Source organism: Pseudomonas fluorescens, from assembly GCF_900636825.1.
Lineage (GTDB): Bacteria > Pseudomonadota > Gammaproteobacteria > Pseudomonadales > Pseudomonadaceae > Aquipseudomonas > Aquipseudomonas fluorescens_BG.
In genome coordinates, this window is the sequence record NZ_LR134318.1 from 869,303 (window position 1) to 881,329 (window position 12,027).

Here is a 12,027-nt window from a genome sequence, read left to right on the forward strand (position 1 = left end):
CGGTTCTGCGTCTTGAAGATGCGAACCCCCAAAGCCCAACCATCGAGTTGGGCTTTTTACTGATCAGGGACGAATATGCTTCTCATAACTTTGCAAGAAATGCTTTGGCCTCCGGAAGGCGAGCCTGCCGAGGCGCCATCAAAAGCAGTGATTGCAATGGCAACCAACCTACCGCTTGAGCAGGCGCTGTCAGTGATTCTTGAGCACGAACACGCCTATAGACAGCGTTACTCTCAAGCGATCGAGCACAGGCTTCAGGCTGTCAGCAGCATTGATGACGTCAGCAAAAGTGTTCTGATGGGTATGGATGTTCGACTCGTCGAAGATCTCGAGCTAACACCCGAAGCGTTTTAGTCTTTGATTTAAGAAAAAGCCCGGCCATTGCGTCGGGCTTTTTTGTGCCCCCGGTTCGTGACATGCTAATAAGCCATCACGGAAGGATCACATGATGCCTAGTTTTTCCGATCTGCAGGCCGCTTCGAGTGCGGCAATAAGTAAAGAACGTACCTACTGGAGCAACCTTGTTAGGCTACTTGAGGCGTTTGGAACGCAGTTTGTTGAATATTTGCAGCTGCCATCGCCAACCTACGTTCTGGAAGGCCGCGAGCGTCACTACGTAACGTTCACTCAGAAAAAATCAATAGGCACCATCTCGACCTTTGATCCATCGGATTACGAGAAGACGGAGCGCTCAATCCCTTTCACGATCAATGTGGCACTGCCCGACATTTCACAAGGAAATGTTCGTGAGATATCAATTGATCTCGCCTTGAGTGCAGTGGACGGCAAGCCCAGTATTCACAGTGCAGAGTTTATTGGTGGCGAGCGTATTATTCGTTATGACTCCGTCGCATACCGTACTTCGATGGACAAAATTGCAGACGCTCTCAAAAGCAAGGCTGAAACCCTTTAGACATTACCCGTTGTATACCATTCTGACCCCGGCCGATTGCCGGGGTTTTTCGTTTATGGAGTATCGGATGGACCCTACTGACCTCGGCCCAGGCACAGCCACCTGGCTGGGCGGTACTGGAACCGTGTTGCTGGCAGCATTCCTTTGGTTGCGTAAATTCCTGTCGAAGGATGCTGCCGACAGGGCGATGGATAACGCCGATATCTTCACGCTTCGCCGGCTGAATGAGCTGCTGGACTCCGAGCGCGTTGCACGAAAGGAGGCTGAAGCTCGCGCTGACCAGTTCGCCAAGGAGCGGAACGAGCTCGCCGCCGCAGTCGGGCGGATGGAAGGGAAGATTGAAGCCCTCACCAGCCAGGTCGCACAGCTCACCGCAACGGTAACCTCGCAGAGCGAAGAGATCGCCCGCCTGCGTACCAAGCTGGGAGGCATCAGCTGATGGACAGATGCGCAATGGAATTCATCGCTCGCCGCTGGTGGCGCCGAGCAGAGATCTGGGTGATCGCTGCGCTGCTGCTCGCCGGCGGCCTGATCCTGGGTTACCAAGCCGGCGTGTGGTCAGCAAGCAGTGAGCAGACCAAGCAGCTCGCCGAAGTTCGCGCCGCCTACGATGCAGCGCTGGGCAAGCGCGACGTCCGCCTCAGTAGCTTGGCCGAGAAGACGCAGGATGCAGCGGTAAAAGTGCAGGAAGCGTCGAACTCAGCAGTCCAAGCCGCCGATACCGCGAGCAAGGCAGCAGAGAAGGTCAACGAAGCCGTTGAACGGCAAACGCCCTAACGCTTGCTGGATGGCTGGAGGTATTTGATGGCTCGCCTAAAGACACTCGCGACTCGCGTCAAAACGCAGGGTGATCGAGTGGCAACAGCTGAGCCTGACTCATGGCGGGCTGATAAGCGAACATCCAACCAGCGTGGCTACACCTACGAGTGGCAGCAAGCGCGACTCGCTTTCCTCAATGACAACCCTCTGTGTGTGTACTGCGATCGTGAAGGTCGAGTCACTGCCGCGTGCATCGTCGACCACAAGATCCCGCATCGTGGTGACATGGTGCTGTTCTGGGATCAGGCCAACTGGCAGTCCTTGTGCAAGCCCTGCCACGACGCGGTGAAGAAGCGGGAAGAGGCGTTGATGACGCGTCAGGCGTGAAGCACGTCGTTGCCCCGTCTGCCGCACCACCAAGGTGCAGCACGTCACTGCCCCACCGGGGGGGGGTGAAATTCTGGGAAGTGAATTTCTTCTAGACCACTCGCCCCCGCACGGACAGATTTTTTTCCTCTCATAGGTTTTTTGTTAATGGCGTTAACACCCAAACAGCAGGCATTTGTGAATGCTGTTAGGGAAGGTGCGTCCAATAAAAATGCAGCCATCGCCGCGGGATACGCGGTCGACAGCGCATCGGTTGCCGGCTCGCGCTTGGCAAAACACCCAGACGTCATGGCTGCACTTGCTGCGCCCAGCGTTAACAAAATTGTTAAAGCCCGCGCACCCCGTTCTGCACCCATCGCTGATGTCGGCGAAGCATTCGAAGAGGCTACTGAGGCTGGCTTCGATCTTGCCCAAGCGATGCGGCACAGCGACCCAAAAGATTTTCTGCTTGCCGTAATGAACGACTTTGGCAGTGAAGCCAAGCTTCGGGTGGATGCGGCAAAGGCATTGATGCCCTTCATGCACCAGCGTAAGGGTGATGCCGGTAAGAAACAGGACAAGCAGGACGCCGCAAAGCAGGCCGGTGCCGGTCGCTTCGGTACTGGCGCGCCACCGCTCCGCGCGGTGAAGTGAAATGGAATGGACAACAGCTTGCCCTGATTGGGAAAAGCGCATCCTAGCGAGCGAGTCGCTGGTTCCAGTTGCTCCACTGTTCCCTTCGGAACGCACAGAAGCGATGGAGGTTTTCAAGCAGCTTCGTGTTGCGGACATGGCCGGCAAGCCGACGATGGGCGAAGTCTCTCGCGACTGGATCATCGATTTCGTTGGTTCAGTGTTCGGCTCGTACGATCCGGAGCAAGGCCGGCGGCTGATCACCGAATTCTTCCTTCTGATCTCGAAGAAGAACACCAAGTCGACGACCGCCGCGGGAATCATGCTCACCGCGCTGATCCGCAACTGGCGTCATTCGGCAGAGTTCCTGATCCTCGCGCCGACTATTGAGATCGCCAACAACAGTTTCTTCCCTGCTCGCGACATGGTGAACAGCGATGACGAACTGTCGGAACTGCTCCAGGTGCAAGACCACACTCGGACCATCACTCACCGCCTGACCGGCGCCACGTTGAAAGTAGTGGCCGCCGACAGCGACACGGTCGGCGGCAAGAAAGCTACCGGCGTTCTGATCGACGAGTTGTGGTTGTTCGGCAAGCGTCCGAACGCCGAGAACATGCTGCGTGAAGCCTGCGGTGGCCTGGCATCACGGCCTGAAGGTTTCACGATCTTTCTGTCTACCCAATCCGACGAGCCTCCGGCTGGCGTCTTTCGGCAGAAGCTGAACTATGCCCGCGGCGTTCGGGATGGGCGCATCAACGACAAACGCTTCCTTCCGGTGATTTATGAATTTCCGGAAGAAATGATCAAGGCAAACAAACACCGGGATCCTGCCAACTTCTTTGTCACCAACCCCAACATGGGCGCCTCGGTCGACACCGAGTTTCTGCTTCGTGAGTTTCAGAAGGCGAATGAAGACGGCGAAGAGTCAATGCGGGGCTTCCTTGCGAAGCACTTGAACGTTGAGATCGGTTTGGCGCTGCGCTCGGATCGCTGGGCTGGCGCCGAGTTCTGGGAAGCGCAAGCGCGCCCGGCTGGAGTCAGCTTCGAATACTTGCTCGATCGCAGCGAAGTCATTGATGTTGGAATCGATGGCGGCGGACTGGATGACTTGCTTGGCTTTGCCGCTATCGGCCGTGATCGCGATACGAGGGAGTGGCTGTTGTGGACCCATGCATGGGCGCATCCATCCGTACTGATTCGCCGTAAAAGCGAGGCAGCCAGGTTCCATGACTTTGCTCGCGATGGGCATCTCACGTTGGTCAAAGCCATTGGTGACGACGTGACGGAAGTGGCAGAGCTGGTCGCCCGCATCGAAATGGCAGGCCTATTGGACAAGGTGGGGGTCGACCCGGCTGGCGTTGGCGCGATCCTCGACGCACTGGTGGCGGCAGAGGTGCCGGAGGAAAAGGTGATCGGCATTTCTCAGGGCTGGAAGCTCGGTGGCGCCATCAAAACGACTGAGCGCAGGCTCGCGGAAGGCGGTTTGGTGCACGGTGGTCAACCGTTGATGAACTGGTGCTGTGGCAATGCTCGAGTAGAGCCTCGCGGCAACTCGATTCTTATAACCAAGCAAGCATCGGGCTTCGCCAAAATCGACCCGTTGATGGCGACCTTCAACGCCGTATCGCTCATCTCGCTGAACCCGCAGGCCCAGGGCGGCCTCGACAATTACCTCTCCGACGGATTCTTCGGACTCATCGGCTCGAACTCATAGGCTGAATATGGCATCTCGTTGGTACAACCCGCTGACATGGCGCATGTTCGGCTACAACGACCCTGCGACCGGAGAATACATCGAAGTAGAAATGCTGGCCGGCGGGAAGCGCACCAAATCAGGGGTGACCATCACAGCCAAAACCGCCCTTACGATTCCGATCGTGTGGTCCTGCGTGAAGATCCTGAGCGAGTCAGCTGCTGGTCTACCACTGAAAATATTCGAAGATACGTCGGCTGGACGGGTGTTGGCTGATACCAAAACCCGACAAGCTCGATTGTTGCGCAAGCCCAACCCGCACATGACGAAGCTGAATTTTCTGAAGTGCGCCGTTGTGAATATGGCGTTGCGTGGCAACGGTTACAACATTATCGAAAGGGCTGATAACGGTGATTGGATCGGCCTGATCCCGGTCAGTGCTGACGACGTCGAAGTCGACACCTCGGACGATTTGCTCTACTGGGCAACAGTCGGCGGCAAGCGTTTTCCGGTATCACCGGAGAACATGCTGCATTTCAAGCTCTTCAGCGTCGACGGGATCATCGGACTCTCGCCGGTTGAGTACATGGCCGAGTCGATGGGTTTGTCAAAGACAGCGCAAAACTGGTCCGCAATGTTCATGCGCAAAGGTGGGTTCACCGGCGGCTATGTCATCTACGACCAGTTTCTGACGAAGACCCAGCAAGCGCAGATCATGGAAAAATTTCCGGATGTGCGCAAAGGCGACGTGAATGACATTGGCTCCATGGGCATTCTTCAGGGCGGCCCGAAGATCGTTCCTGCAGGGCTGAGCCAGAAAGACAGTCAGTTCATCGAGTCTCAGCAGTTTCAAGAAGAAGCGATCGCCGGCTGCTACGGCGTTCCTCTCTACCTGGCCAATCGCGCCGGGAAGACTTCCATCATGGGGTCGAACCTGGAACAGCAAACCAGTGGGTTCGTTACGTTCGGGCTCAAGCCTTACCTCGACGCTATTGAAGACGAAATCAACGACAAGCTTTTTCGCGACAAGCCCCAGTTTGTGGAGTTTGTCGTAGAGGGTTTGCTGCGAGCCGATAGTGCAGGGCGGGCCACCTACTACCAAGCAGCCCTCGGTGGGTCCGGCGGCTCTGGCTGGATGTGCATCAACGAGGTTCGTCGCAAAGAAAACCTTCCTCCGCTGGCTGGCGAAGAATACGACCGGGTTACCCGGTGGGAGCTGCAAAAAAATGTCAACGCTTGAAGTCCCGTTTGAACTCAAGGCGGTGGACGACGCCGGCAACTTCGAAGGCTATGCCGCCGTGTTCAATAACATCGACCTTGGCGACGACGTCATTTTGCCTGGTGCCTTTACCCGGGTGAAAACCACACGCGGCGGCAAGTTGAAGCTCGCTCTCTACCATGACCTGACTCGGCTTGTTGGCGCTGCTGATTACACGCAGGACGATTACGGGCTGCTGCTGAAGGGGCGCGTGAACTTGGCGGTGAGCTACGCCCGAGACGCGTACGAACTCATGAAGGCCGAGATCCTGGACAGCATGTCGATCGGTTTCAACACCATCAAGGCTGACTTCGAAGAGCGCGCCGGCCGCCGCGTACGAATCATCAAGGAAGCTGAGCTTTGGGAAGGTTCCTTCGTGCCATTCGGCATGAATCCAGCGGCTCAGGTTCTCACCGTGAAATCTGACATTCGACTTTTCGAGAACGCCCTTCGCGAACGAATGGGGCTTTCTCAGAAAGAGGCGGCAGCCGTCGCCTCACTCGGCTATCCCGCGCTACGCCGTGACGGCGGCAGCGAGGCCACGGCGATCGTGGAAGGGCTGAAAACACTCTCCAGCACTTTTGACCAATTTTTTAAGGTGTCGCCATGACCGATGCAATTCAAGAAGTAAAAGCCACGCTCGAAACCCAACTGAAGGAAGGGTTCACTGGTTTGCAAAAAAAGTACGACGCTGTTGCCGATGAGATGCAAAAAGGCAACACCGTCACCACTGAGATGAAATCGCAGATCGAAAAGCAGAAGGGCGAAATCGAGCGCGTCATCGAACAGGTCCAGAAGCTTGAAGAAAAAGGCATCAAGCTGCGCAGCCAGCCGGGCGAGTCCAAAAGCTTTATCGACCTGGTCAAAAACGACGATGCCTACAAATCGTTGCAGGCGAAAAGTGTTTCCCTCGCCGATATCGAAGTGACCAAGTCCGACATGGCCAGCATGAAGGAAATGAAGGTCACCAGCGCCGGTATCGTTGCGCCGAACTATGACCCAGTCATTCAGCCGGGGATCCGCCAAGAACTGCGCATCCGCGACTTGCTGACCACCGTTCCGGTCACGGGCCAGCAATACACCTTCTTCAAAGAAAACCTGCACACCCGCGGCGCCGCGCCGGTTGCTGAGGGCGGCTTGAAGCCCACCAGTAACGTGACTTTCACGACCCAAACCGACCGAGTGAAGAAGATCGCCGTCTGGATGCCGGTGACCGACGAGGCGCTCGACGACGTTCCTCAGCTGATGGCCTACCTGCAGGAACTGCTGCGTTACGACCTCAAGCTCGAGGAAGAGCGCCAGATCCTGAAGGGGGACGGCACCGGTGAGAACCTGAATGGCCTGATGACCCAGGCCACTGTGTACGACGCGGCGCTGACCAAGGCTGGCGATACTGCTATCGATCTTGTGCGGCGCGCAATCTACCAAGTTCGCAAGCAATCGATGCTGTCCGCCGACGGCATCGTAATGACTGAACTTGACTGGATGAACATCGAGCTGCAGAAGGACGGCGAGAACCGCTACCTGTTCGCGAACCTGCAAGGGCTGGTCACCCCAGTTCTCTGGGGCCGTCCGGTGGTGACTTCTGACAGTGTCGACGAGGGTGACGAAGATACTGGTGGCGAGTTCTTGGTCGCTAACTTCGCTCGCTCGTCCGTGCTGTTCGATCGCATGTCGTTCCTGTTCAAGATGGGCTTGATCAACGATCAGTTCATCAAGAACGAGCGCGCGCTGCTGGTTGAAGAGCGCCTCGGCCTGGGCGTGCGCCGCCGTGAAGGGCTGGTCAAAGGCCGCTTCACCGTCGTGGCCTAATCCCCGCATCGACCACTGGCCGGACTTTGTGCCGGCCTTCTCATTTCAGGAGACAACATGAAAATCAAAGCGCTGTGGGGATTTGTCGGTAACGCGCAATTGCTGGGTGCCGACTCGAGTTCTGTGAAGGCCGGTCAGGTGTTCGAAGATGTAGATGATGAATATGCCCATACCTTGATCGGCAAGGGGTTGGCAGAGGAAGTCGACGGTGAAGGCAAGTCGAAGCCTGCAAAGCCAAAAGACACCAAGCCGACTGGCCCTAAAGAGAGCAAGTAAATGATCGAGCTATCCCTGGTGAAGCAGCATTTACGTGTCGATCATGATGATGAAGATGCCTCGATCCAGGGATATATCGATGCGGCCCTAGCGCACGTTGAGCAGCACTGCGACAGGGTGCTTGTCGAAGGAGAGCCGCTACTGCCCGAGCAAATGGGTCTGACTAAAGACGTCCGTCAGGCTGTGCTCTTGTTGGTCGGTCATTGGTACTCAAACCGAGAGGCCGTGATGATTGGATCGAACGGTGTTTCCGCATCTGAAGTTCCGCTCGCTTATGAAAGGTTGCTCTGGTACCGCAAACGTTTCTGAGGAACTGCCATGGCTGCTTATCGCGAACCCGCCGCCGGCGAATTGAATCGGCGCTTGGCGATCCGCCGCAGGATTGATCTGCCAGCAAATGACATGGGGCTGGATCCGTTGTTCTCTGTGCTCAAAGGGCGCTGGGGGAAGATCCAGCCTGTTGGCACGGCGGTGTATGCCGAAGGCGTACAAACCGACGCCAAGGTGACGCATCGAATCTGGTTCAGGATCCTCAAAGGTATTACCGATGCACATGAAGTCGTGCATGTTGCCAAAGTGCCAGGTGCTGAAGATGTTTATGAGGTGGTCCCTGATACCCCGCTCTATCGAGTAAAACGCTCTGCGGACATGAATGGGACTAGGCGCTTCACGCTGCTCGAAGTCGAGGAACTCAGCCCATCACAGTCTGGGACGGGAATCTATGTCTAACTCAGCATCGATCGATGGTTACCTGCACGTCGAAGGGTTCGATAATTTCGAGCGTGACGCCTTCGACAAAAGAAAGATCCGCGCAGGCATGCGCAAAGTTGGGCTTCTGATTACTCAGCGAGCGCAGATGAATCTTATTCTTGGCAAAGGCCAAGACGGTTACCCGGTGAATCGAACGGGCGCAACGGTTGAGTCGATCAGCTTTAAGGTATCCCGATCCGGCTTCCTCGTCCGTATATCCCCAACCAAAACTTCGGCGATGGAAGAGTTCTATCCGGCGTATCTGCACTACGGTGTGAAAAAAGGCCGAAAAATTGGAAAGCTCGCACCGGGGCAAGGGAAAGGCAAAACCAATCGGCGCGCTAAGGGAGAGCGAGCGGCGGCGCTCGCTGAGCGCGCTTCTGGCGAGTGGCGAATAAACCCCCGCGATAACTACATGGCCGATGCTCTGCAAGACTCGGCCTCGCAAGTTCAATCGATTCTCTCTGCCGCGTTCGCTAACGCGCTGGGCTGATCGCTACTCCGGACACCCGCATGAAATTGAATCCTATCGTTGCCCATCTGCGGCTGACGTGCCCGACCTTTGCCGATCGCGTTGCGGGCGGTATCGACTGGGATTCTGTCGTCGACAGTGCCCAACTTGAGTTGCCAGCCGCTTACGTGATCGCCACTGCCGACGCGGCCGCGCCCAGCAAAGCGCAGAACGCGGTTGTTCAGGACATTACCGATCAGTTCAACGTAGTGATCGTGTTGAAAACATCGGACGAGCGCGGCCAAGCCGACAACGATTTGTTGCACGACATCCGCGCCGAACTCTGGCGTGCTCTGGTCGGTTGGAAACCGGGACCTGAATACACGCAAATCGAATACGGAAAGGGTGCCTTGCTGCATATCAGCCGGGCGCGGGTGGTTTATCAATTCACCTTCTTCTCCGAATTTCAGCTCGGTCGCAATCGATCGGACCAGCCGCCAGAGACGTGGCAGGAAATGGAACTCGACGGCCTTGTGCCATTCACTGGCGCGACCATCAACATGGACTGCATCGACCCCGCAGATCCAAACCTGAAACGACCTGGCCCTGACGGTCGCATTGAAGTTGTATTCACTGGAGACGTAACACCATGACCAAGCGCATCACTGTGGTGCCGGCCGCTGGCCGCTCTGTGCCCGATCCGGAGGCTGGCGACCTGTTGCCCGTTGAAGGCCGGGAAGTTCCTGACAACGCCTGGTGGCGCCGCCGCCTCGCTGACGGCGATGTAAGAACCAAAAATGTCGAAGCCCCACCCACCAAAGCCGGCAAAACGGCGCTGATCGAGGAAGGCAAATAATGGCCATCGGATTCAGCAACATCCCCGCCGATATCCGTGTGCCGCTGTTTTATGCGGAGATGGATAGCTCGGCGGCAAACAGCGCTTCGAGCGTGATGCGCCGGCTCATCGTCGGGCAGGTCAATGACGACGCCCAGAGCGAAAGCATCGGCAAGCTGGTGCTGGTCTCCAGCCTCGCGATCGCCAAGAGCATTGCCGGCCAAGGCTCGATGCTCGCCGCGATGTACGAGACCTGGCGCAAGGTCGATCCGATCGGCGAAGTCTGGTGTCTGCCCGTGCAGAACGAAACCGGCACAGCTGCCTCGGCAACCGTCACCATTACCGGCGCGGCAACCGAGACCGGGCTGTTGAATCTGTACATCGGCGGCGTCCGGGTACAGTCGGTGGTTGCGTCGGCGGCAACACCAACAATCGCTGCCGCTGCGCTCGCTGTGAAGATCAACGCGACGCCAGATCTTCCGGTCACCGCTACCGCCGCCAATGGCGTGGTTACGCTGACCTGCAAGTGGACCGGCGAAAGCGGCAACGACATCAGCATTCAGATGAACCGCCTGGGCAAATCCAATGGCGAATCCACGCCGGCAGGCTTGAACGTCGTGGCCACGGCGATGAACGCGGGCGTTGGCGCGCCGGACGTGGTCGATGCGATCGCAGCGCTGGGTGATGAGCCCTTCGAGTTTCTATGCCAGCCATGGTCGGACACGACCACGCTGAATGCCTGGAAGGACACGATGGACGACAACACCGGCCGCTGGAGCTGGGCCAAGCAGTTGTTCGGCCATGTGTACACCGCCAAGCGCGGCACCATCGGTACGCTGGTCGCCGCCGGACAGGTACGCAACGACCAGCACATGACCATTCAGGGCGTCGAAGTCGGCGTGCCTCAACCGGTGTGGGTGGTAGCGGCATCGCTTGCGGCGCGTACGGCGGTGTTCATCTCTGCCGATGCCAGCCGTCCAACGCAGAGCGGCAGCATGCCCGGTGTTGATCCGGCGCCGGCCAGTGATCGCTTCACGCTTACCGAACGCCAGTCTCTGCTGAACTACGGAATTGCGACGTCGTACTACGAGGGCGGTTACGTACGCATTCAGCGCTCGATCACCACCTACCAGAAGAACGCCTATGGCCAGGCCGACAATTCGTATCTGGACAGCGAGACCATGCATCAGTCGGCGTTCATCATCCGCCGCATGCAGAGCGTGATCACTAGCAAGTACGGTCGGCACAAGCTGGCGAGCGATGGCACCCGCTTCGGCGCCGGTCAGCCGATCGTCACTCCAGCGACCATCCGCGGCGAACTGATCGCCCAGTACGCCAAGCTCGAGCTGGAAGGTCACGTCGAAAACGCGGATCTGTTTGCCGAGCACCTGATGGTGGAGCGCGATCTCAACGACCCAAGCCGGGTCAACGTTCTGTTCCCGCCTGACTACATCAACGGCCTGCGCATTTTCGCGCTGCTCAACCAGTTCCGCCTCCAGTACGACGAAGCGGCGTAACGCTCAACTGAACACCCAGCCCGCCCAGTGCGGGCTTTTTCATTCTGGAGACAAAGACCATGGGCGAAAAAGTAGCCGGCACCGCGTACGTCAAAGTAGACGGTGAACAGCTGACCATCACGGGGGGCGCGGAAGCCCCGTTGATGGAAGTCAAACGAGAGACGATCTATCCGGGGTTCTTCAAGGAGGAAGAGCTCGCGCCGTACCTGAAAATGACGGCGCTGATGCCGCAGGGCTTTCCGATCAAAACGTTGGCCAACGGCCGAGATATGACGGTCACATGTGAATTCAACAACGGCCGCGTGTACGTTCTGTCCGGTGCTTATCTGGTTGATGAGCCTTCGTTCAAAGGCGACGACGGCACGCTTGAACTGCAATTCGATGGCATCAAAGGGAGCTGGCAATGAGTGATTCAGTAAAGCTGCAGGTTGCGATCGAGGCTCACGGCGAGCCGTTGGCTGAATTGACGCTGCGCCGACCAACGGTGCAAGAGGTCAGGGCTATCAAGGCGCTGCCTTACAAGATTGATAAAAACGAAGAAGTCAGCCTGGACATGGACGTGGCCGCCAAATACATCGCAGTGTGCGCTGGCATTCCTCCGTCGTCGGTCAACCAGTTGGATCTGTCTGACCTCAACGCACTGAGCTGGGCGGTGGCAAGTTTTTTCATGACTGCGGCGTCGTCTCCATCACCGACCTAATCGCAGTCGCCTACGACCTCGCCTGGTTCTGGAAGGTTGACCCCGAACAGATGATGGACAG

The 12,027-nt window shown here is 57.3% G+C and carries 19 protein-coding genes; all 19 read left to right on the plus strand.

Features of this window, described 5'->3' with window-relative positions:
- The first annotated feature begins 75 nt into the window (after positions 1 to 75).
- The 19 genes from EL257_RS03840 (at position 76) to EL257_RS03930 (ending at position 11,966) form a co-directional block, all read left to right on the plus strand.
- Positions 76 to 354 carry a hypothetical protein gene (locus EL257_RS03840; RefSeq protein WP_126359980.1) on the plus strand — a complete coding sequence of 93 codons (279 nt, stop codon included), beginning with the start codon at positions 76 to 78 and terminating at the stop codon, positions 352 to 354.
- 91 nt (positions 355 to 445) lie between these two features.
- Positions 446 to 913, plus strand: a complete 468-nt coding sequence (locus tag EL257_RS03845) for a hypothetical protein (protein ID WP_126359983.1) — start codon at positions 446 to 448, stop codon at positions 911 to 913.
- Positions 914 to 980: 67 nt separating this feature from the next.
- Positions 981 to 1,352, plus strand: coding sequence for a chemotaxis protein (locus tag EL257_RS03850; protein ID WP_126359984.1), 372 nt, complete (start codon positions 981 to 983; stop codon positions 1,350 to 1,352).
- The gene (locus EL257_RS03855) at positions 1,352 to 1,690 is read left to right on the plus strand and encodes a hypothetical protein (RefSeq protein ID WP_126359986.1); all 339 of its coding nucleotides are present in this window, start codon (positions 1,352 to 1,354) and stop codon (positions 1,688 to 1,690) included. The genes EL257_RS03850 and EL257_RS03855 overlap by 1 nt, the downstream gene beginning before the upstream one ends.
- Before the next feature lie 27 nt (positions 1,691 to 1,717).
- Positions 1,718 to 2,059, plus strand: a complete 342-nt coding sequence (locus tag EL257_RS03860) for an HNH endonuclease (protein ID WP_126359988.1) — start codon at positions 1,718 to 1,720, stop codon at positions 2,057 to 2,059.
- Positions 2,060 to 2,206: 147 nt separating this feature from the next.
- Positions 2,207 to 2,692, plus strand: coding sequence for a terminase small subunit (locus EL257_RS03865; protein WP_126359990.1), 486 nt, complete (start codon positions 2,207 to 2,209; stop codon positions 2,690 to 2,692).
- 1 nt (position 2,693) lies between these two features.
- Positions 2,694 to 4,388 carry a terminase large subunit gene (locus EL257_RS03870; RefSeq protein WP_126359992.1) on the plus strand — a complete coding sequence of 565 codons (1,695 nt, stop codon included), beginning with the start codon at positions 2,694 to 2,696 and terminating at the stop codon, positions 4,386 to 4,388.
- 7 nt (positions 4,389 to 4,395) lie between these two features.
- Entirely contained in the window at positions 4,396 to 5,607 is a 1,212-nt protein-coding gene (locus EL257_RS03875; protein WP_126359994.1) for a phage portal protein, read from the plus strand.
- Positions 5,594 to 6,235, plus strand: coding sequence for an HK97 family phage prohead protease (locus EL257_RS03880; RefSeq protein WP_126359996.1), 642 nt, complete (start codon positions 5,594 to 5,596; stop codon positions 6,233 to 6,235). The genes EL257_RS03875 and EL257_RS03880 overlap by 14 nt, the downstream gene beginning before the upstream one ends.
- The gene (locus tag EL257_RS03885) at positions 6,232 to 7,437 is read left to right on the plus strand and encodes a phage major capsid protein (RefSeq protein WP_126359998.1); all 1,206 of its coding nucleotides are present in this window, start codon (positions 6,232 to 6,234) and stop codon (positions 7,435 to 7,437) included. Before EL257_RS03880 ends, EL257_RS03885 begins: the two co-directional genes overlap by 4 nt.
- Positions 7,438 to 7,494: 57 nt before the next feature.
- Positions 7,495 to 7,713, plus strand: coding sequence for a DUF7302 family protein (locus EL257_RS03890; protein WP_126360000.1), 219 nt, complete (start codon positions 7,495 to 7,497; stop codon positions 7,711 to 7,713).
- Positions 7,714 to 8,022 carry a head-tail connector protein gene (locus tag EL257_RS03895; protein WP_126360002.1) on the plus strand — a complete coding sequence of 103 codons (309 nt, stop codon included), beginning with the start codon at positions 7,714 to 7,716 and terminating at the stop codon, positions 8,020 to 8,022. It abuts the gene before it with no gap.
- 9 nt (positions 8,023 to 8,031) lie between these two features.
- The gene (locus tag EL257_RS03900) at positions 8,032 to 8,442 is read left to right on the plus strand and encodes a head-tail adaptor protein (protein WP_126360004.1); all 411 of its coding nucleotides are present in this window, start codon (positions 8,032 to 8,034) and stop codon (positions 8,440 to 8,442) included.
- Positions 8,435 to 8,956, plus strand: coding sequence for a hypothetical protein (locus tag EL257_RS03905; RefSeq protein WP_126360006.1), 522 nt, complete (start codon positions 8,435 to 8,437; stop codon positions 8,954 to 8,956). The genes EL257_RS03900 and EL257_RS03905 overlap by 8 nt, the downstream gene beginning before the upstream one ends.
- A 20-nt stretch (positions 8,957 to 8,976) precedes the next feature.
- On the plus strand, positions 8,977 to 9,567 hold the full coding sequence (locus EL257_RS03910; protein WP_126360007.1) for a phage tail terminator protein: 591 nt from the start codon (positions 8,977 to 8,979) through the stop codon (positions 9,565 to 9,567).
- Positions 9,564 to 9,770 carry a DUF2635 domain-containing protein gene (locus EL257_RS03915; RefSeq protein ID WP_126360009.1) on the plus strand — a complete coding sequence of 69 codons (207 nt, stop codon included), beginning with the start codon at positions 9,564 to 9,566 and terminating at the stop codon, positions 9,768 to 9,770. Before EL257_RS03910 ends, EL257_RS03915 begins: the two co-directional genes overlap by 4 nt.
- Entirely contained in the window at positions 9,770 to 11,266 is a 1,497-nt protein-coding gene (locus EL257_RS03920; RefSeq protein WP_126360011.1) for a phage tail sheath subtilisin-like domain-containing protein, read from the plus strand. Before EL257_RS03915 ends, EL257_RS03920 begins: the two co-directional genes overlap by 1 nt.
- Before the next feature lie 59 nt (positions 11,267 to 11,325).
- Positions 11,326 to 11,673, plus strand: a complete 348-nt coding sequence (locus EL257_RS03925; RefSeq protein ID WP_126360013.1) for a phage tail tube protein — start codon at positions 11,326 to 11,328, stop codon at positions 11,671 to 11,673.
- Positions 11,670 to 11,966 carry a phage tail assembly protein gene (locus EL257_RS03930; protein WP_126360015.1) on the plus strand — a complete coding sequence of 99 codons (297 nt, stop codon included), beginning with the start codon at positions 11,670 to 11,672 and terminating at the stop codon, positions 11,964 to 11,966. Before EL257_RS03925 ends, EL257_RS03930 begins: the two co-directional genes overlap by 4 nt.
- Positions 11,967 to 12,027: the final 61 nt, after the last annotated feature.